The organism is Arenimonas terrae, assembly GCF_006265115.1.
Taxonomy (GTDB): domain Bacteria; phylum Pseudomonadota; class Gammaproteobacteria; order Xanthomonadales; family Xanthomonadaceae; genus Arenimonas; species Arenimonas terrae.
The window spans coordinates 253,683-272,566 of the sequence record NZ_SMDR01000002.1; the positions used below are offsets into that span (position 1 = coordinate 253,683).

The following is an 18,884-nucleotide window of genomic DNA, read 5'->3' on the forward strand; positions in this document are numbered from 1 at the left end:
TATCGCCAGGAACGATCCCGGCACCAAGAGACCTCACGTACGGCTGCCTATTGCAAAGAAAGAACGAGCCCGGCACCAAGAGCCGCCAAACGAGAAAGGCCCGCAAAAGCGGGCCTTTCCGCGAAACCGACGGGATGAATCAGTCGCCGAAGCGCTCGTCGAAGAACGACTCCATCATCACGAAGCTGCGCTTGGCCGCGCGCTCGTCGTACTTGCAGCCGGGCAGCTTGATGCCGTCCTCGCTGGCTTCGGTGAAGCAGTGCAGCGCCCCGCCGAAATCGACCGACTGCCAGTCGGCACCGGCGTCGCGCATCTCCTTCTCGAAACCGGCGCGCTGCTCGGCCGAAACGAAATAGTCGTCGGCGCCGTTGAGCGCCAGCACCGCGGCCTTCACCGCGCCGGCTTCGGCCGGACGCTGGGTGGCGAGATTGGAGTGGAAGGCGACCACGCCGTCCACGTTGGCGCCGCTGCGCGCCAGGTCCAGCACGATCGCGCCGCCGAAGCAGAAGCCGATGCCGCCCAGGCGCTCGACGTCGAGCGGCGCCCTGGCGGCCGTGGCCTCGAGCACGCCCAGCGCCCGCTTGATGCGGCCGCGCAGCGCGTCGGGATCGGCGTACACCGCGCCCGATGCCTTGCCGGCCTCATCGGCATTGGCCGGGCGCACGCCGCGGCCGTACATGTCCACCACCAGGATGACGTAGTCGTCGCCGGCGATCTGCTGGGCCTTGGCGATGGCCTCGTCGTTGACGCCGTACCAGTTGGGCACCATCACCAGGCCCGGGCGCTTTTCCTTGCTGCCGTCGTCGTAGACCAGCACCCCGTCGAAATCGGTGCCGCCGTGGTTCCAGCTGATGGGTTCGGCCACCGGCTTGGCGGCGGCGGAAAGGCTGAGGCTGCAGAGCGCGAGGGCAAGGGTGCAGGCGATCGGGGCACGCATGGCGGGATCCTCCGGAAATGTTGCGGCGAGTTTATGCGCTGCGCGGCGGGCCGGCGCAAACGCGGGGTGAAGCTCAGGCCACGCCCAGGCCGGGGATGGCGCTGATCTGTTCGGGGTCGAACCCGGCGACCTTGGCGAAGTGCCGGCCGCGTTCGACGTAGTCCTTGTAGCGCGGGAAACTGGGCGCGCCCGGCGACAGCAGCAGCACGCCGTTCTGGCCCAGGGCCTGCAGGCCGAGTTTGACCGCTTCGTCCATGTCGCCGGCCTCGGCCAGGATGAAACGGTCGCCCAATGACAAGGGTTTCAGTTTCTCGTGCACACGCGGCCCGTTCTGTCCCATCGTGATCACGGCGGTCACCGGCTCGGCGGCCAGGCGCTCGGCGAAGATGCCCCAGTCCAGGCCGCGGTCGTAACCGCCGACCAGGATCGCGACGCGCCGGCCGCGGAAACAGTCGAGCGCGGCGATGCTGGCGTGCGGCGTGGTCGAGATCGAATCGTTCACCGATTCGATGCCCTGGCGCGTTCCCAGCGACTGCAGGCGGTGCGGCAGCGGGCGGAAGCTGGCGATGGCCGGCGCCAGCGCCGCGGCATCCAGGCCCAGGGCTTCGATCGCGGCGAGCGCTGCGCACAGGTTCAGGCGGTTGTGGCGGCCCGGCAGCGGCAGGCTGCGGGTGTCGAGCACGGCCCGTTCGCCGCGGTGGACCACGCTGTCGCGCAGGTGCCAGCCGTCGGCATGGTTGAACCACAGCACGCGCGTCGCCGGCGGCACGTCAAGTTCGACCAGGTGCGGGTCGGCGGCGTTGAGCACGGCGAGGCGCGGCGCGCCGCGCGTCACCAGGGCGAGCTTGTCTTCGTAGTAGCGGGCTTCGCTGCCGTGCCAGTCCAGGTGCTCGGGAAAAAGATTGAGCACCACCGCCACGTCGACGTTCTGCGCCTCGGCGGTCTGGTAGCTTGACAGCTCGATCGCCCAGACGTCCGGCGGCGGCTGCACGTCGATCAGCTCCAGCAGCGGCAGGCCGATGTTGCCGGCCAGCGCGGTGCGCTTGCCGGCGGCGCGCAGCAGGTGCGCGACCATCGCCGTGGTCGTGGACTTTCCCTTGGTGCCGGTGACGGCGATGCGCTTGCCGGTCGGCGGCTCGGCGAACCACAGGCCGCTGGCGCCGATGTAGCGCACGCCCGCCAGCGCGGCATCGGCGGCCGGCGAGGTGTAAGGGCTGATGCCGGGGGATTTGATGACGACTTCATGCGCGGCCAGTGCATCCGCGTTCACGGCCGTCTCGATGCGCAGCGCCGGGTCCTGCATCTCGCGCAGCGGTTCGGCCTCGTCGTGCGAACAGAACACGGTGATCGGCTGGCTCGGCAGCCGCCAGCGCAGCGCCGCCAGCGCCGAGCGGCCTTCCCGGCCGTAACCCCAGATCGCGACCTTCCTGCCCTCAAGCTCCGAAATGCGCACGCAGCGGTCCCCATAGCCCGGCCGGAATGCCGTGATCATCCGAGGCTTCGAGCAGCGGCGCCAGCCCCCGGTCCTCCGGGCTCAGCTGGGGCCGGATCTCGCGGAGGTAGCGCTTGACCAAGGCGTCCTCGCGCCAGGCCGGGCTGTCGGCCAGGGCATCGAGCGCGGCGCGGGATTCGCGGCCCTCGCCCACGCACTCGAAGGGTTTGTGGTCGCGGTATTCCAGCAGCGCATCGAAACCCGGCGCCTGCTCCGGCTCGTCGAGCAGGTTGCGCCCGAAGATGCCCATCAGCCGCGGTTTCGGCATGAACGGCGCCAGGGCCAGGAACACGAAATGGCATTTGGGGCAGACGCCGCACCAGCGCTGCGCCGGGCGCTCGCCCAGCAGGTGGAAATTGCGGTTGCAGCTGGAGAAGTGCTGGTCGTAGCGGTCCAGGCGCGCGAACTGCCGCGCCACCGCCAGCTCCGAGAACGGCCGCAGCAGCGAGTAGTAGGCCAGGTCCGCCGCCACGTGCGAACGCAGGTGCGCGGCGAAGGCCTGCTCGAAGGCCCAGCCCTTGGACCACTGGTGGTTCACTTCGCCCGTGCCAGGGATCAGGCTGCCGTAGCTGGCCGAACGTTCGTTCGAGAACACCACCTGGTCGTGGCCCTGCAGCAGCGCCGCCACCGCCAGGATGGCGGAGTTCACCGCCGTCACCGGGATGTGGCCATTGAGCGCGCCCTGCTTGTTGTAGTCAAACAGCAGCGGCGACAGCGTGCGGGTGATGTTGAGCGTGGGCAGGCCGGTGCGTTCGGCGCAGGCCTTGATCAGCGGCGCGCTGCCGACCCAGGACACGGTCTGTTCGATGCCCAGCGCACGCAGGGCTTCGATCGAGACCAGCGAGTCCTTGCCGCCGCCGATCGCCACGACGGCGTGGCGGCGCAGGCCGGCGTCCGTCGCGGCCGGCATCGCAGCCGCCGTCGCCGGAAAGACGATCCTGCCGCGCAGCGACAGCCCGTTGCGGTAGGCGAACTCGCCCAGCCCGTTTTCGTACAGCGAGGTCAGCAGTGCGGCGGTGGCGGCGTCGATGCCCTCGCCTTCGATCCGGATCTCCGGCGGCACGGCGGCCTTGTAGTAGCTGATGCCGGCGAACAGGTGCAGCAGGCGCAGCGCCCGCTGCACGGCGCCGGCGCGCGCGCCGTCGAGCGCGAACGGCGCGCCGGGGAAACGCACGGTCTCGACCAGGGCCGGGCCGTCGTCGAAGGCATAGGCCAGGCGCGCTTCGCCGGTGGCGGCGTCGAAGCCGCAGTCGAGGAAGCGGAAGGCGCGGATGGATTCGCGTTTGAACTCAGTCATCGATCACGTCCTCCTGCGGCAGCTCGCGCAGGTTGTAGCGGTTGGCCATCACCGCGCCGTAGGCGCCGGCGTGGCCGACCAGGAGCACGTCGCCCTCGGCGGTGGCGTCGGGCAGACGGCGCTGGCGGCCGAGCACGTCGCTGGATTCGCAGACCGGGCCAACCACCTCCGCGGGCTCGCCGGGCGGATCGTCCAGGCGCGTCAGGTTCACGATCTCGTGCCAGGCGTTGTACAGCGCCGGGCGCATCAGCGCGTTCATGCCGCCGTCGGCGCCGATGCGGCGCAGGCCCTGCTTGTCCACGGCCTGGGTGACCGTGAGCAGCAGCGCGCCGGCTTCGGCGACCAGGTAGCGGCCGGGCTCGACCCAGAGCGCGTACTGCGGCCAGGCGGCTTTCACTTCCGCCAGCGCGGCGCCGTAGGCCGCCATGTCGAAGGGTTCGGCGTCCGGGTCGTAGCTCACGCCCAGGCCGCCGCCGACATCGATGAAACCGATGCTGCCGATGCCTTCGGCCAGCGAGGCCAGCTGCGCGTAGACGGTGCGCCAGTGGCCGGCGTCGTGGATGCCGCTGCCGATGTGCGCGTGCAGCCCGGCGATGCGGGCGCCGGCCGCGCGCGCCGCGGCGACGAAGTCCGGCACCGCCGATTCGGCCAGGCCGAACTTGGCGGTCTTGCCGCCGGTGCGGACCTTCTCGTGATGGCCCTGGCCGAAGCCCGGGTCCACGCGCAGCACGACCTCGCGGCCGCGGAACAGCTCCGGCCAGCGCGCCAGCGGATAGGTGCTGTCGAGCGTGACGTGCACGCCGCGCGCCATCGCCGCGGCCAGTTCCGCGCGCGGCGCGAAGCTGGGCGTGAACAGCACGCGGTCAGGCGCCAGCGCCGGCAGCACGGTGTACAGGTGTTCGAGCTCGGCCTTCGACACACACTCGAAGCCGAACCCCTCGGCCTCCAGCGTGCGCAGCACGGCGGGGTGGGCATTGGCCTTGAGCGCGTAGAAGCGCCGGTCGACGGCCGACAGGCCGGCGATCTCGCGGGCGCGGGCCCGCACCGTCGGCAGGTGGTAGAGGTAGCGCGGCGTTCCCGCTGCGGCGGCCTTCAGTACGCGCGCACGGTCGGATTCCCACCACAGCGGCGCGCGCCGGCTGTCGGGGCGGTCGATGCGGCGCCAGCTCGGGCCGAACACCGCCGCCTCGGTCACCGGCATCGCGCCCGAGTGCGCCAGCAGCGCGTGCAGGCGCGGCAGCATGCCTTCGGCCAGGCCTTCGTCCACCACGAAGGTGAGGTTGAGGTCGTTGGACGACTGCGAGATCAGGTGCACGCGCTCGCGGCCGAACTCGGCCCAGACGTCCGACAGCTTGTGCAGCAGCGAACGCATGCCGCGGCCGACCAGGGTGATCGCCGCGCAGGGCGCGATCACCTTCACGCGGCAGACCTGGGCCAGGTCGGCGCACAGCGCGTCCAGCACGTTGGTGTTCACCAGGTTGTCGCTGGGGTCCAGGGACACGGTGACATTGGCCTCGGACGAACCGATCAGGTCGATGGACAGACCGTGGGCCTTGAAGCGTTCGAACACGTCCGACAGGAAGCCCACCTGCTGCCACATGCCGATGGTCTCCATCGACACCAGCACGATGCCGCGGCGCGAGCTGATCGCCTTGACGCCCGGCAGCGTGGCCGCGGAGGAATCGATCACCGTGCCCGCCATGTCCGGCCGTTCGGTGTCTCGGATCCAGATCGGCACGCGCGCCTCGCGGCAGGGATGGATGCAGCGCGGATGCAGCACCTTGGCGCCGGTGGTGGCGATTTCCTGCGCTTCCTCGTAGTCAAGGCGGCTGAGCAGGCGCGCGTCGGGCACGGCGCGCGGGTTGGCGCTGAACATGCCGGGCACGTCGGTCCATATTTCGACGCGGCGCGCGCCGATCAGGGCGCCGAAATACGCCGCCGAGGTGTCGGAGCCGCCGCGGCCCAGGATGGCCGTGCCGCCATCGGGCGCGCGCGCGATGAAACCCTGGGCGATGCGCAGCGCCGGGCCGGCGGCGTCGAAACGCCTGCGCAGGCCGGCGTCGCCGGTGTAGTCGCAGGAGGCCGAGAGGCGCTTGCTCCACTCGTTCTGGTTGGGCATCGGCCGGGCGTGGATCCACTCGCGCGAATCGGTCCAGCCCACGTCCAGCCCCTGCGTGCGCAGGTAGGCGACGCCGAGCGTGGACGACAGCAGTTCGCCCTGCGCCATCACCTCGGCCTGCCAGTCGAGCGTGCCCGCGGCGGCGCGCGGGTCGTCGCCGAGCATGATCAGCGCGGCCAGGCGCTCGGTGAGCGCGCCGGGGTCGACGCCGAGCTCGCCGGCGAAGTCCTCGTGCCGGTGCACCAGCGCGCCGATGCGCGCATGCGTGCCCGCCGGATCGGCGTGGCCGTCGCAGATGGCCTGCAGTTCGTTGGTGACGCCCGACAGCGCCGACACCACCACCAGCACGCGGACGTGTTCCTCGTCCGCGCGCCGTTTCATCAGCCGGCCGATCGTGTCCCAACGGTGGCGCCGGGACACCGAGGTGCCTCCGAACTTGAGGACGATCCAATCCGGTGCGTCGGCACCGGCGACAGGCGGGGCTGGGCTCATGGTCAGGGCTTATGATGGACGGGCGCCGGCGCGTGCGGCGCGGCGTCCCGCAGTGTAAACGAAGGCGCCGCCACCCGACCCGCCAGCCCGCGAACGATCCGTCATGAGCACCGAACGGGAGCCACGCATGCGCCGCAGGGATTTCCTCCAGCTCGACGTCTTCGCCGACCGCCCCGGCGCCGGCAACCCGCTGGCCGTGGTGCTCGACGCCCGCGACCTGGACACCGGCGCCATGCAGGCCTTCGCCGCCTGGACCAACCTCTCGGAAACCACCTTCGTGCTGCCGCCGGTCGAGGCCGCGGCCAGCTACCGCGTGCGCATCTTCACCCCGCGCCAGGAACTGCCCTTCGCCGGCCATCCCAGCGTCGGCACCGCCCACGCCCTGCTCGAGGCCGGCCTGGTCAGCGCCCGCGCCGGCCAGCTGGTGCAGGAATGCGCCGCCGGCCTGCTGCCCGTGCAGGTGGCGGGGGAAGGCGCGGCCCGGCGGGTGTCGGTGCGGGCTCCCCGCGGTCGGATCCGGCCGCTGCGGGCGCGGCCCGACGCGCTGCTGGAAGCCGCCTTGGCCGGACTGGTGCGCGGCGACCTGGCGCCGGCCCTCATCGACAACGGACCGGCCTGGTGGGTGGTCGAACTGGCCGATGCCCACCAGGTGCGCGCCATGGTGCCGCGGCTGCGCGAGATCGCCGCCCTGACCGAGGCCTCCGGCGCGGTCGGTCTGGCGGTGTTCGGGCGTGCCGCCGGCACCGACCACGCGCTGGCCGTGCGCGCCTACTGCCCGGCCGACGGCATTCCCGAAGACCCGGTGACCGGCAGCGCCAACGCCGCCATCGCCGCCTGGCTGCACGAGAACCAGGCGCTGGCCGCGGTCGGCAATCCCTACGTCGCCAGCCAGGGCCGCGAGATCGGACGCGACGGCCGGGTCGAGGTGCGCGTGGATGCCGATGGCGAAGTCTGGATCGGCGGCTGCACCCAGACCGTCATCCGCGGCACGCTGGACTGGTAACCTTCGCTTCCCCCACCGGGCAGGAAGCCCCGATGTCCCGTGCCTTCGTGCAACTCGATGTCTTCGCCGCCCGTCCGGGCGACGGCAACCCGCTGGCCGTGGTGCTCGACGCCAAGGGCCTGGACGACACCACCATGCAGGCGATCGCCCGCTGGACGCGCCTGCCGGAAACCACCTTCGTGCTGCCGCCGAGCACGCCGGAGGCCAGCTACCGCCTGCGCATCTTCAGCCCGCGCCGCGAAGTGCCCTTCGCCGGGCACCCGAGCATCGGCAGCGCGCATGCGGTGCTCGAGGCCGGCCTGGCCCAGGTGCGCGACGGCCAGCTGGTGCAGGAATGCGCGGTCGGCCTGCTGCCGATCGAGGTGCGCGGCGAAGGCCGCGAGCGCCGGCTGTCGGTGCGGGCGCCGCGGGCGCGGGTGCTGGAGGTCGGGCAGCCCGACGACCGGCGCCTCGGGGCCGCGCTCAAGGGCTACGTGCCGGGCGCCCTGCCGCCGGTGCTGATGGACGGCGGCCGCCGCTGGTGGCTGGCCGAACTCGTGGACGAAGCCTCGGTGCGCAGCCTGGTGCCGCGCTGGGATGCGGTGTCGGCGCTGGCGCGCGGCCACGATGCGATGGGCCTGTGCGTGTTCGCTCGCTGCATCGGGCGCGACTATGACCTGGTGGTGCGCGCCCTGGTGGGTCAGCCCGCGCAGGTCGAGGACGCCGCCTCCGGCGCGGCCAACGCAACGCTGGCCGCGTATCTGCACGCCAGCAACGCCCTGCCCCACCCCGACGGCCGCTATGTCGTCAGCCAGGGCCGCGAAGTCGGCCACGACGCGCGCCTGGAGCTGCGCGTGGACGCCGAGGGCGAAGTCTGGTCCGGCGGCATGGTGCAGACGGTCGTGCGCGGCCAGCTCGACTGGCCATGACGTTCGCGGTGCCGCCGCGCTGAAAAAGCGAAGGGGCCCGAGGGCCCCTTCTGTGCGGTCAACTGAGGGAGAGAGTGCTCAGCCTTCCGGCGTGACGTCCACGCGGACGCGGATTTCGCTGCCCGGGTGGTAATCGGTGACGGTCTGGTAGGTGCGACCGGCGTATTCGTAGGCGACGCGGTAGCCGACCACACGCTCTTCGCGGCGGTAGTCGGTGACCACGCGGCAGCGCTGCACTTCGGCCTGACCGTAACCGGCGTTGTGGCCGTAGTAGCGGTCGTCGCGATAACCGTAGGCATCGCGGCGCTGGCCGTTGCGCTCGATGTTGTGGCCGATGGCGCCGCCGATCACGGCACCGGCGACCGTCGCGGCCTGGCGGCCGTCGCCATTGCCGACACTGTTGCCGAGCACGCCGCCGACGATGGCGCCGAGCACCGCACCGCCGCCGCTCGGGCGACGCTGGTAGCGGTCGTAGCGCGGATCCTGGCGGTAGTCGCGGGCGTAGGAAGGCGCCGGCTCGCGCCAGCATTCCTGGCGGTTGACGGGCTGGCCCGGCTCGACGATCGGATCCACGCTCACCACGCGCGCCAGGTCATAGGCCGGACCCTGGTCGCCGGCATAGCCGGACTCATAACCGTAATCGTCGTCGTAACCGCGGTTGGCGTCGTAGTAGTCGTTGGCGTTCGCGCTGCCGGCCGCGAAGGCCAGGGCAAGGGCGAGGGAGCTGACGGCAAGGGCTTTCATGGGCGACTCCTGGCGCCGGATTGGCGCGAGGGCATGCTCGGGCCGGGGCGCCCAACTGCCGCTGAACTCAGGCCCGCAGGGCAATCCCGTTCAGCCATTCGACAGCCTGCTCCGCGGCTTCGGCGGCGCGCCGGCCGAGCAGTGGTCCGACATGGCTTCCCGGCCAGCAGTGCAGCCGGGCACCCAGCTGTCGCGCCAGGGCCTCGGAGGCGGCGGGCGGCACGTCCTCGTCCCCGTCCGAGGCCAGCACGAGCACGGGCGCGCGGACCGGCGCGATGGCCACGCCGGCGCAGGCCTGGTCCAGGACCCGGCCGGATTCGTCGCGCCAGCGCCGGAACGCATACAGTGCGGCGGCGTCATCGGCGTCCGGCATTGCCCGGCGGGTGCCGGCCAGCGAGGCTTCGCGGCCCCAGGGCACCACGGCCGGCCGTGGCGGCGACGGCAGCCCGTCCGGCGGCAGCGGATTGACCAGCACCAGGGCATCGGCGGCGTCCGCCTTCATCAGGGCGAGCAGGCCGCCCAGGCTGGCGCCGACCAGCACCAGCCGGCCGCCTTGCTGCTCGCGGCGCGCCGCACCCAGCCAGCCGCCGGCCTGCGCGGCGTAGTCGCCGAGCGTGGTCGCGGCCAGCCCCTGCGGCCCGGCCATCAGGTCGGGCGCATGCACCTCGTAGCCGTGGGCGGCGAACACGCGCGCCCACACGTTCCACTCCCAGCCGCCGCCGCCCGCGCCATGCACGAAGACGGCGGCGCGCGCCGCTTCAGACAAGCTTGGCGTCCATGGTCACCGGAATGCCGAGGGCGCGCGAGATCACGCAGTTCTCCTTGGCATTGGTGGCGATGTCGGCGAAGCCCGCGGCGTCGATGCCGGGGATGCTCGCGGTCACCGTCAAGTGCACGCCGACCGCGTGCGGGCCCGGCGAGGTTTCCATCAGCACTTCGGCCTTGGTGTCGATGCGGCTGGCAGTGAAGCCGGCGTTCTGCAGCATGAAGCTCAGCGCCATCGAGTAGCAGCCGGCATGCGCGGCGGCAAGCAGCTCCTCGGGGTTGGTGCCCTTCTCCTCGCCGAAGCGGGTGTTGAAGGAATAGCGGGTGCCCTCGAACAGACCGCTCTGCGGCGTGCTCATGCGGCCCTGGCCGGACTTGAGGTCGCCCTCCCAGTGGGCGGTGGCGTGGCGCTTGAATCCCATGGCGGTTCTCCGGTGGCGGGCCGCGGGGGGCGGCCGGGAGGGCCATGATAGTCCCCGGGTTGACCCGGCGGGGCGCTGGTGGAAGGCTAGCCCTCCCGGCTCCGGCCGGGGTTCCGCCATGACCGACGCGCGGTCGCGCGAAAAACGACCTGGCAGCGCCACTGCGCCGCCGACCATGACGGCCTATCCACCCATCACTTGGGAGAGACGGCCTCATGTCGTACAGCACAGAAACCATCCGCAACGTGGCCCTGGCAGGCCACTCCAGCGCCGGCAAAACCACCCTCTTCGAAGCCCTGCTGCATGCCGGTGGCGCGATTCAGACGGCAGGCAGCCTCGAACGCGGCACCACGGTGTCCGACTTCGACCCCATGGAACGAAGCCGCGGCCACTCACTGAACACCGCGATCGCGTCCATCGACCACGCTGCGGCTGGTCAACAACTCGTGCACGTCAACCTGATCGACACCCCGGGCTACCCCGATTTCCGCGGCCCGACCCTGACGGCGTTCTCGGCGGTGGAAACCGTCGCCATCGTCATCAATGCCGGTGCGGGCATCGAATACGGCACGCGGCGCATGATGGAGTACGCCAAAGCGCGCAACCTGTGCCGGGTGATTGTGATCAACAAGATTGATTCCGAACCCACGAAGCTCGCCGCACTCGTGGACGAGATCCGCGACACCTTTGGCCCCGAATGCCTGCCCATCAACCTGCCCGCCGACGGCGGCAAGCGCGTGGTCGACTGCTTCTTCAACCCCGCCGGCGATTCCGACCTGGGCCCGGTCGCCGACGCGCACCAGCGCATCATCGACCAGGTTGTGGAGATCAACGAACAGGTGATGGAGCGCTACCTCGAGGTCGGTGAGGAAGGCCTGAGCGGCCAGGCCCTGCACGACGCCTTCGAGCAGTGCCTGCGCGAGGGCCACCTGGTGCCCGTGTGTTTCGTCTCGGCCCGGACCGGCGCCGGCGTGAAGGAGCTGCTGGACCTCGCGGAAAAACTCTTCCCCAACCCGCTCGAGGGCAACCCGCCGCCGTTCGAGAAGAACGGCGAGCCCATCACCGCCACGCCCGACCCGAAGGCCCACGTCATCGCCGACGTGTTCAAGATCGTCAACGATCCCTTCGTCGGCAAGCTCAGCATCTTCCGCGTGTTCCAAGGAACCGTGCGCAAGGACAGCCAGCTGTTCATCGACGACGGCAAGAAGCCCTTCAAGGTCGGGCACCTGTTCAAGCTCAAGGGCAAGGACCACATCGAGATCGAGCAGGCCATTCCCGGCGACATCGCCGCCGTGGCCAAGATCGAGGAGATCCATTTCGACGCCGTGCTGCACGACAGCCACGACGAAGACAACATCCGGCTTCACCCGCTGGAGTTCCCCAAGCCGATGTTCGGCCTGGCGATCGAGGCCGCCACCCGTGGCCAGGAGCAAAAGCTCTCCACCGCCCTGCACAAGCTGGCCGAGGAGGACCCGGGTTTCCACGTCGAACACCACGCTGAACTCAACGAAACCGTGATCCGCGGCCTGGGCGAGCTGCACCTGCGGGTGATGCTCGAGCGCATCCGCGAGCGCTACGGCGTGGAAGTGAAGTCGCGGCCGCCGCGCATCGCCTACCGCGAGACCATCGGCGCGCACGCCGAAGGCCACCACCGGCACAAGAAGCAGACCGGCGGCGCCGGCCAGTTCGGCGAGGTCTTCCTGCGCATCGAGCCGCTGGAGCGCGGCAAGGGCTTCGAGTTCGTGGATGCGGTCAAGGGCGGCACCATCCCCGGCCAGTTCATCCCGGCCGTGGAAAAGGGCGTGCGCCAGGTGCTGCACGGCGGCGCCATCGCCGGTTATCCGCTGCAGGACGTGCGCGTCACCGTGTACGACGGCAAGTACCACACGGTGGACTCGAAGGAAGTGGCCTTCGTGTCGGCGGGCAAGAAGGCCTTCCTCGACGCCGTGCTCAAGGCCCGGCCGCAGGTGCTGGAACCGATCGTGGACCTGACCGTGGCCGCGCCGGAAGCGCACATGGGCGACATCACCGGCCAGCTCGCCGGCAAACGCGCCCGCATCCACGGGACCGATTCGGGCCGCGGCGGCGAGATCGTGGTCAAGGCCCAGGTGCCGCTGTCCGAACTCACCGACTACGCGGCGGAGCTCAAGGGCGCCACGGCCGGGCGCGGCCGCTACGACCTGGAGTTCAGCCACTACGAACCGGTGCCGGGCAATGTGCAGAAGCAGCTGGTCGATGCCTTCAAACCCAGGCACGAGGAAGACTAGACTCGCCGGATGAAAGCCAAGACCCCCGACCAGGCCCGGCGCCTGGTCGATATCCCGAACATCGGCCCATCCATCGCCGGCGACCTGCGCGCGCTCGGCATCACCGAGCCGCGCCAGCTGGTGGGCCGCGACCCGTACGCGATGTACGAACACAGCAACCGGATCGCCGGCGTTCGCCAGGACCCCTGCCTGATCGACTGCTTCATTTCGGCGGTGCGCTTCATGGAAGGCGCGCCGCCGCATCCGTGGTGGCATTACACCGCCGAACGCAAGCGCCACCTCGCCTCGTCATGAGCTTCCGGAGAGCCCGCATGCCCCACCGCCGCGTCCTGCTTGTCGCGCTCCTGGTTTCGATCGCCGGCTGCGGCGAAGCGCCGCCGCCCGCAGCGACGGCAGACACCGCCGCGAACACGGAAGCCGCTTCAGCCTCAGAAGCGGCGGACGCGACGGCGCCCGCCGTGACGGCTGCCGCACCGGAGGCCGCGACGGACTTTCCTGCGATCGAACATCTGCTGCGTGCCGACGACACACTGGCCTCGGCGCAGGCGCGCCTGGGCGCCGACCAGGTGGCCACGCGCATCCTGCCGGGCGCCGAAGGCGAAGAGTACGAAGCCTGGGTGCTGTACCCGCAGGATCCGGAGCGCCAGGCCGTCGCCTCTCTGGACGAAGCCGGCGAACACCCGGTCGCGATCGTGGTCGAGAACGATGCGACCGACGCGACCTCGGCCTGGGTGCGCGCCGACGGCGTGCGCCTTGGCCTGAGCAGCACGGAGCTGGAAACGCTCAACGGCGGGCCGTTCGCCTTCTACGGCTTCGGCTGGGACTACGGCGGCACGATCAGCGACTGGCGCGGCGGCCGGCTCGATCCCGGCGCCGACCGGGTCGCCCCGGCCGGCCTGTGCGCACCGGTATTCGCCGAAGGCGCCGAGCCGGACGGCTACCCGACCGGCGACGGCGAGTTCAGCTCCGACCTTCCGGTGCTGCGCGCACACCCGCCGACGGTCTGCCGCTTCGTGGTCGAGGTGGCGGGCGTCCCGGCGGGCTGAGCCATCACTCGTAGCTCAGTTCGGTGCTGCGGCCCCAGAACACTTTGTACGAGAAGATCGTGTAGCCGATGATCATCGGCAGGGTCACCAGCGCGCCGACCAGGATGATCTTCAGCGAGCCCGGCGCCGCGGCCGCGTCCCAGAACTCGATGCGGTCGATCACCAGGTAGGGATACAGGCTGTAGGCCAGCCCGGCGAAGGCCAGCACGAACATGCCGATCGCCGCCGCGAACGGCACCCAGTCCTTGCCCGGATCGCCGCGACGGATGCGGCGCAGGTGGTTCTCGCAGACGGCGAACAGGCCCGCGGTGAGCAGGGGCACCGGCATCAGCAGGAACAGATTGGGCAGCGCGAACCACTTCTCGAAGATGCGCGGCGACACGTAGGGCGTGGCGATCGACACCGCGGCGATGCCCAGCCCGGTGACCCACAGCGCCCACCAGCCCCAGCCCGCGGCCTGTCGCACCAGCGCGCCTTCCATCTTCATCAGCAGCCAGGTCGCGCCCAGCAGCGCGTAACCGCCGGCCAGGCACAGCGCGACGAACAGCGCGAACAGCGCCGGCACCACGCCCGGCTCGAAGCCCAGGATGTAGCGGCCGATCATGTAACCCTGGGCCAGCGCCGCCACCAGCGAACCGATGCTGAAGGCCGCGTTCCACAGGCCGCGGTGTTCGTCGTGCGCCTTGGCGCGGAAGTCGAAGGCGACGCCGCGCAGGATCAGGCCGATCAGCATCACCGCCACCGGCAGGTACAGCGCGCCCAGGATCACCCCGTGCGCGACCGGGAACGCGACCAGCAGCAGGCCGACGCCCAGCACCAGCCAGGTTTCGTTGGCATCCCAGAACGGGCCGATCGACGCGACCATGCGGTCCTTGCCCGGACCGTCGGCGAACGGCACCAGCAGTCCGACGCCGAGGTCGTAACCGTCGAGCACCACGTAGATCAGCATCGCCAGGGCCATCAGGCCCATGAAGATCAGCGGCAGCCAGGCATCCATGGTCAGGTCCTCAGGTTTCGTCGGGTTCGCCGCGCGCGGCGGTGATCGGCGGCGCCACGGTGGCGCCGCTCTTGCGCGCCAAGTGGAACAGCACCGACACGTAGGCCAGCAGCAGCACGACGTAGATGATCAGATAGGCGCTCAGGCTCAGGCCGATGATCGGTGCCGGCGTGGCCGACGCCGCGTCGGCGGTGCGCAGCACACCGGTGACCAGCCAGGGCTGGCGCCCGATTTCGGTGACATACCAGCCGGCCAGCGTCGCCACCCAGCCCGAGAAGGTCATGCCCACCAGCACGCGCTGCAGCCAGCGCGCCGGTTCGCCGCGACGGCGCAGCTGCCAGGCCGCCAGCCACGACACCCCCAGCATCAGCATGCCGACGCCGACCATCACGCGGAAACTCCAGAACACCGGCAGCACCGGCGGGTGGTCCTCGAAGCTGTCCAGGCCCTTGAGCTCGCCCTGCAGGTCGTGGGTGAGGATCAGCGCCGCCAGGCCCGGGATGCCGATCGCGTAGTCGTTGCGCCGCTCGGCCTCGTTCGGCCAGGCGAACAGCAGGGCCGGCGCGCCTTTTTCGCCCTCGCCCCAGATGCCTTCCATCGCGGCGACCTTCGCCGGCTGGTACTCCAGCGTGTTCAGGCCATGCTGGTCGCCGACGAATATCTGCACCGGGATCAGGAACGCCGCCATCATCACGCCCGTGCGCAGGGTCGCCGCGACGTCGGGGCCGCGGTCGCCGCGCAGCCAGCGGAAGGCCGACAGGCCGGCGATCAGGAACGCGACCGTGAGTCCCGAGGCCAGCAGCTTGTGGCTGAGCCGGTACGGGAAGGACGGGTTGAAGATCACCGCCCACCAGTCCGTCGGGTGCACCACGCCATCGATGATCTCGAAGCCCGCCGGCGTCTGCATCCACGAGTTCAGCGCGAGGATCCAGAACGCCGACAGCGTGGTGCCGGCCGCGACCAGCACGGTCGCCAGCGTATGCATGCGCTCGCCGACCTTCTTGCGCCCGAACAGCATGATGCCGAGGAAGCTGGCCTCGAGGAAAAACGCGGTCAGCACCTCGTAGGCCAGCAGCGGCCCGGCGATGTTGCCGACGGTGTTCATGTAGCCCGGCCAGTTGGTGCCGAACTGGAAACTCATCGTCACGCCGCTGACCACGCCCATGCCGAAGCTGAGCGCGAACACCTTCACCCAGAAGAAGTAGGCCGACAGCCATTTTTCGTCCCGGGTCTTCAGATAGCGCAGCTTGAAGAACAGCAGCACCCAGCCCAGTGCGATGGTGATGGTCGGGAACAGGATGTGGAAGCTGATGTTGGCCGCGAACTGCACCCGGGCCAGCATCACCGCATCCATCACGCCATCGGGACTCATGGCTTGGTCTCCTCCGCCAGGGCCGGGGCCGCCGGGGCGCCCAGCAGCCGGTCCTTGATGTCCAGCAGCTTGGTCGCGGCGGAGCCCAGCGACATCAGCTTCTCCAGCGTGGACGGCGACAGCTTGCGCACTTCCGCGAACCACTCGGTCAGCTGCTCGATCAGGTCGTGCATCTCGCGCATGCGCGCCTGGGCGTGCTGTTCCTCCGGCGTGCCGGGCGCTTCCAGCAATGCGTCGCGCAGCATCGACAGGGTCGGGTCGACCTCGCGCCGCTGGCGCTCTTCGGCCAGGGTCTTGAAGATGGCCCAGACGTCCTCGGGCGCGGCGTAGAAGTCGCGGCGGTCGCCGGGCTGGTGGCTCAGCCGCACCAGCCGCCAGGAGGAGAGCTCTTTCAGCCCCATGCTGACATTGGACCGGCTGACCCCCAGCCGCTCGGTGATGTCGTCGGCGGTCAGCGGCTGGGCCGAAATGAACAGCAGGGCGTAGATCTGCCCAACCGTACGGTTGATGCCCCAGCGGCTGCCCATCTCGCCGAAATGCAGCACGAAGGACTGGCTGAGCGGTGGCAGGTCCATGGAGTCACCCGAAGTTTCAGAAATTTCTGAAACATTAAATGACTTTGCTCAATCCTGGGCAAGTGCCGGCCGCGGCGCGTTCAGGGAAAGCTCACGGCCGACGGCCGGGTCCCGGCCGGATCCGGCCAGGCGGCCGGGCGCCATCCGTCGACCCGCGCCCTCAGTTGGCGAAGCGGTAGCTGAGCTTGATCAGGATCTGCTCGGCGTCGCGCAGGGACGTCGTGTCGCCCAGCAGGTCGGCCAGCGAGCGGCTCTGGTCGTCGTCGGCCAGTCCGCCGCGGCCGTAGACGATGTACAGGTCCGACAGCGGCGCCAGTTCGTAGCGGTAGCGGATCTGGAAACCCAGGTTCGCCAGGCTGAAGTCGGTGATATCGGCGGGCGTGGCCACCGGCTGCGGCTCGCCGCCGGGGCCGACCACCCAGGCCTGGCGCAGGCGGGCGTCGAGCGCGATGGTCTCAAGCTTGATGCGCAGCTCCTGGCGGGTGCCGATCTGCCACTGCAGGTTGGCGCCGACCGCGGCGATGTCGGCGCGGTAGCTGCCCAGCCGGTCGCCGCCGCGCCACAGCAGCCAGTCCGGGTTGTGCTGCAGGCTGAAGACGCCCTGCAGGGCCAGGCTGTCGCTCAGGTGCAGGGTCGGCTCGAAGTCCAGGTCCAGGCCCATGCCGCCGGCGCCGTCCAGGCCTTCGCCGGCCGCGCGCGCGCCCACGTACCAGGACCAGCGTCCGCGCTGCGGGCGCGAGCGTTCCCAGAACAGGAACACCTTCTCCGGCACGCGCACCGCGCCATTGCCGCGGGTGATCAGGTCGTCGTGGCCGTCGGTCCACATCGCCACTTCGAGGAACTCGCTGCCGCCGTCGCGGCGCTCGCTGATGCGGTTGGTGGCGATCGCCTCGGCGATGTTCAGGCCGTGGTCGTTGCGCCGCGTGGACGCGGCCCAGCGCCACTCGTGGAAGGAATACGCCGAATCCTCGGGCTGGTCCGGAAAGCGCCGCGCCAGTTCGTAGCGCAGGTAGTTGAAGTTGTTGCGGTCCAGGTAGCCGATGTCGTTGAGCTGCAGCTCGTCGCCGATGTGCAGGAACCACAGCTGCTGGCGCCAGCCCGCACCCATCTCCCAGTCGGCGCGCACCTGCAGGCCGCTGTCGTCGCTGCTCTGCCCGGCCTGCTCGACGTGCGAGGCGACCAGCTGCGAGCGGATGCTCCAGGCGGCGTTCGGCGTCCACAGGTGATCGGCGGAGTAGACGGTGGCGGTGCGGTCCAGGAAGGGGCGGTCGACGTGGGTCAGCATGCCGCCCAGGTCCTGGGCGCCGAAGTCGCGGGTGGCACGCAGGGCGAAGAAGTCGCGGCCGACCTCGTCGCCCTCGGTCGCGGCCAGCAGGCCGTAGCGCACCTGGCCCAGGCTGCCGTTGAGCTTCACCGCGGCGTGCACGTCGCCGGCGCCGCTGCCGTCGTCGGCCGTGCCGCCGATGCGGCGCGTGTACAGCAGGCGACTGTTGCCGGCGCCGAAGGGCACGTCGAACATGCCCTGGTTCTCGGTGAAGAACGGCCGCTTGTCGCCGAAGAAGGTTTCCACCGCGCCGAAGTTCACCACCAGGTCGTCGCTCTCGACCTGACCGAAGTCGGGATTGATCGTGGCCGAGAGCTGGAACTGTCCGTTGGGCTTCCAGAACAGGTCGGCACCGGCGTCGAAGTCGGTCTCGCCGCGGATCCGGTCGTGCACGGCCACCGCGTACGGGGTCACGGCCAGCAGCGCCTGCTCGTACAGCGGCACTTCGACCTTGCTGAACTCGGACAGGAAACGTGGTTTCTGGTAGCTGATGTTGGGCCAGCCGAAACGCTCGCCGGTGCTGCCGACCACGCGGTCCAGGTACAGGCCCAGCGTGCGCTTGCCGCCCTCGGGCTTGGCCATGGGCGCGACGTGCCAGGGGATCACCATCTCCACCGACCACGAATCCGGCTCCTGGGTGACGGCGCGGTGCCAGTGGCCGTCCCAGTCGGTATTGAAGTTGCGCTCGCTGGTGATCACCTCGTCGCTGATGCCATCGGCAATCGTGACCATGAAGTCGTAGCCGGTGCGGCCGTCGCCGTCGAAATCGACCATCAGGTTCACCCGGTCGAGCTGGCCGCCCTCGTCGCGGCGCGTGCGCTGGGTGGTGCGCGGCACGTCGGCCGGCTGGTGGTTGCGGAAGGCCACGGCCAGGCCCTCGGGGGTCGCCAGCACCCAGGCTTCGGTGCGGTAGCGCGCCGGTTCACCGCTGAGCGGCTGCACCATCACGAAGTCGGTGATGTGGCGGGCGCCGGCCCACTCCTGCGGATCGATGCGGCCGTCGACCTCGACGGCGGCGACGGGCGCGGCGGCCAGCGCGCAGAGCGCCGGAAGGATTCGGGAGATTTTCATGCGCGGGCCGGAGGCAGGGACCCGCGCATCTTGGTGATCCCCCGGCGGCGCGC

The 18,884-nt window shown here is 70.4% G+C and carries 16 protein-coding genes; 5 read left to right on the forward strand and 11 right to left on the reverse strand.

Annotated features, from left to right (window positions below):
• Positions 1-139: 139 nt before the first annotated feature.
• The 4 genes from E1B00_RS09980 to E1B00_RS09995 form a co-directional block, all read right to left on the reverse strand.
• Positions 140-937 (reverse strand): dienelactone hydrolase family protein, encoded by a 798-nt coding sequence (locus tag E1B00_RS09980; RefSeq protein WP_139448300.1) that lies wholly within the window; start codon positions 935-937, stop codon positions 140-142.
• A gap of 73 nt (positions 938-1,010) precedes the next feature.
• A complete protein-coding gene (gene murD / locus E1B00_RS09985; protein ID WP_139448954.1) occupies positions 1,011-2,390 on the reverse strand; it encodes a UDP-N-acetylmuramoyl-L-alanine--D-glutamate ligase in 1,380 nt (459 codons plus the stop codon).
• Positions 2,371-3,726, reverse strand: a complete 1,356-nt coding sequence (gene murL / locus E1B00_RS09990) for a UDP-N-acetyl-alpha-D-muramoyl-L-alanyl-L-glutamate epimerase (protein WP_139448303.1) — start codon at positions 3,724-3,726, stop codon at positions 2,371-2,373. Before murL ends, murD begins: the two co-directional genes overlap by 20 nt.
• Positions 3,719-6,337, reverse strand: coding sequence for a bifunctional aspartate kinase/diaminopimelate decarboxylase (locus E1B00_RS09995; RefSeq protein WP_139448305.1), 2,619 nt, complete (start codon positions 6,335-6,337; stop codon positions 3,719-3,721). The genes murL and E1B00_RS09995 overlap by 8 nt, the downstream gene beginning before the upstream one ends.
• 127 nt (positions 6,338-6,464) lie before the next feature.
• Here E1B00_RS09995 and E1B00_RS10000 point away from each other — a divergent pair, with 127 nt between their 5' ends.
• Together E1B00_RS10000 and E1B00_RS10005 are read left to right on the forward strand one after the other, a co-directional pair.
• Complete coding sequence (locus tag E1B00_RS10000) at positions 6,465-7,340, forward strand: PhzF family phenazine biosynthesis protein (protein WP_139448956.1); 876 nt, start codon at positions 6,465-6,467, stop codon at positions 7,338-7,340.
• Between the two features lie 32 nt (positions 7,341-7,372).
• Complete coding sequence (locus tag E1B00_RS10005) at positions 7,373-8,248, forward strand: PhzF family phenazine biosynthesis protein (protein ID WP_139448307.1); 876 nt, start codon at positions 7,373-7,375, stop codon at positions 8,246-8,248.
• A gap of 78 nt (positions 8,249-8,326) precedes the next feature.
• On the opposite strand, the gene E1B00_RS15885 is transcribed toward E1B00_RS10005, so the two are convergent.
• From E1B00_RS15885 to E1B00_RS10020, 3 genes are all read right to left on the reverse strand, one after another.
• Positions 8,327-8,992: a glycine zipper 2TM domain-containing protein gene (locus E1B00_RS15885; RefSeq protein WP_139448309.1), complete on the reverse strand. Its 666-nt coding sequence runs from the start codon at positions 8,990-8,992 to the stop codon at positions 8,327-8,329.
• 67 nt (positions 8,993-9,059) lie between these two features.
• Positions 9,060-9,758 carry an alpha/beta hydrolase gene (locus E1B00_RS10015; protein ID WP_139448311.1) on the reverse strand — a complete coding sequence of 233 codons (699 nt, stop codon included), beginning with the start codon at positions 9,756-9,758 and terminating at the stop codon, positions 9,060-9,062.
• Positions 9,751-10,179: an OsmC family protein gene (locus tag E1B00_RS10020; protein ID WP_139448313.1), complete on the reverse strand. Its 429-nt coding sequence runs from the start codon at positions 10,177-10,179 to the stop codon at positions 9,751-9,753. The genes E1B00_RS10015 and E1B00_RS10020 overlap by 8 nt, the downstream gene beginning before the upstream one ends.
• Before the next feature lie 215 nt (positions 10,180-10,394).
• On the opposite strand from E1B00_RS10020, the gene fusA reads away from it, so the two are divergent.
• The 3 genes from fusA to E1B00_RS10035 all read left to right on the forward strand — a co-directional run bounded on the left by fusA (position 10,395) and on the right by E1B00_RS10035 (position 13,492).
• Complete coding sequence (fusA, locus tag E1B00_RS10025) at positions 10,395-12,446, forward strand: elongation factor G (protein WP_139448315.1); 2,052 nt, start codon at positions 10,395-10,397, stop codon at positions 12,444-12,446.
• A 9-nt stretch (positions 12,447-12,455) separates the two neighbouring features.
• Positions 12,456-12,740: a helix-hairpin-helix domain-containing protein gene (locus E1B00_RS10030; protein ID WP_139448317.1), complete on the forward strand. Its 285-nt coding sequence runs from the start codon at positions 12,456-12,458 to the stop codon at positions 12,738-12,740.
• A 164-nt stretch (positions 12,741-12,904) separates the two neighbouring features.
• Entirely contained in the window at positions 12,905-13,492 is a 588-nt protein-coding gene (locus tag E1B00_RS10035) for a hypothetical protein (protein WP_139448319.1), read from the forward strand.
• Positions 13,493-13,496: 4 nt separating this feature from the next.
• On the opposite strand, the gene E1B00_RS10040 is transcribed toward E1B00_RS10035, so the two are convergent.
• The 4 genes from E1B00_RS10040 to E1B00_RS10055 all read right to left on the reverse strand — a co-directional run bounded on the left by E1B00_RS10040 (position 13,497) and on the right by E1B00_RS10055 (position 18,831).
• Positions 13,497-14,489: a cytochrome d ubiquinol oxidase subunit II gene (locus tag E1B00_RS10040; RefSeq protein WP_139448321.1), complete on the reverse strand. Its 993-nt coding sequence runs from the start codon at positions 14,487-14,489 to the stop codon at positions 13,497-13,499.
• A 10-nt stretch (positions 14,490-14,499) separates the two neighbouring features.
• Positions 14,500-15,861 carry a cytochrome ubiquinol oxidase subunit I gene (locus tag E1B00_RS10045; RefSeq protein ID WP_139448323.1) on the reverse strand — a complete coding sequence of 454 codons (1,362 nt, stop codon included), beginning with the start codon at positions 15,859-15,861 and terminating at the stop codon, positions 14,500-14,502.
• Positions 15,858-16,436, reverse strand: a complete 579-nt coding sequence (locus E1B00_RS10050; RefSeq protein WP_139448325.1) for a GbsR/MarR family transcriptional regulator — start codon at positions 16,434-16,436, stop codon at positions 15,858-15,860. The genes E1B00_RS10045 and E1B00_RS10050 overlap by 4 nt, the downstream gene beginning before the upstream one ends.
• 160 nt (positions 16,437-16,596) lie before the next feature.
• Positions 16,597-18,831: a DUF5916 domain-containing protein gene (locus E1B00_RS10055; protein ID WP_139448327.1), complete on the reverse strand. Its 2,235-nt coding sequence runs from the start codon at positions 18,829-18,831 to the stop codon at positions 16,597-16,599.
• Between the last annotated feature and the right edge of the window lie 53 nt (positions 18,832-18,884).

Excerpts from the sequence above, each read along its gene's own strand:
- E1B00_RS09980 (WP_139448300.1), bottom strand. The coding sequence starts at position 937 with ATGCGTGCCCCGATCGCCTGCACCCTTGCCCTCGCGCTCTGCAGCCTC.
- murL (WP_139448303.1), bottom strand. The coding sequence starts at position 3,726 with ATGACTGAGTTCAAACGCGAATCCATCCGCGCCTTCCGCTTCCTCGAC.
- E1B00_RS09995 (WP_139448305.1), bottom strand. The coding sequence starts at position 6,337 with ATGAGCCCAGCCCCGCCTGTCGCCGGTGCCGACGCACCGGATTGGATC.
- E1B00_RS10000 (WP_139448956.1), top strand. The coding sequence starts at position 6,465 with ATGCGCCGCAGGGATTTCCTCCAGCTCGACGTCTTCGCCGACCGCCCC.
- E1B00_RS10005 (WP_139448307.1), top strand. The coding sequence starts at position 7,373 with ATGTCCCGTGCCTTCGTGCAACTCGATGTCTTCGCCGCCCGTCCGGGC.
- E1B00_RS15885 (WP_139448309.1), bottom strand. The coding sequence starts at position 8,992 with ATGAAAGCCCTTGCCGTCAGCTCCCTCGCCCTTGCCCTGGCCTTCGCG.
- E1B00_RS10020 (WP_139448313.1), bottom strand. The coding sequence starts at position 10,179 with ATGGGATTCAAGCGCCACGCCACCGCCCACTGGGAGGGCGACCTCAAG.
- fusA (WP_139448315.1), top strand. The coding sequence starts at position 10,395 with ATGTCGTACAGCACAGAAACCATCCGCAACGTGGCCCTGGCAGGCCAC.
- E1B00_RS10030 (WP_139448317.1), top strand. The coding sequence starts at position 12,456 with ATGAAAGCCAAGACCCCCGACCAGGCCCGGCGCCTGGTCGATATCCCG.
- E1B00_RS10040 (WP_139448321.1), bottom strand. The coding sequence starts at position 14,489 with ATGGATGCCTGGCTGCCGCTGATCTTCATGGGCCTGATGGCCCTGGCG.
- E1B00_RS10045 (WP_139448323.1), bottom strand. The coding sequence starts at position 15,861 with ATGAGTCCCGATGGCGTGATGGATGCGGTGATGCTGGCCCGGGTGCAG.
- E1B00_RS10050 (WP_139448325.1), bottom strand. The coding sequence starts at position 16,436 with ATGGACCTGCCACCGCTCAGCCAGTCCTTCGTGCTGCATTTCGGCGAG.
- E1B00_RS10055 (WP_139448327.1), bottom strand. The coding sequence starts at position 18,831 with ATGAAAATCTCCCGAATCCTTCCGGCGCTCTGCGCGCTGGCCGCCGCG.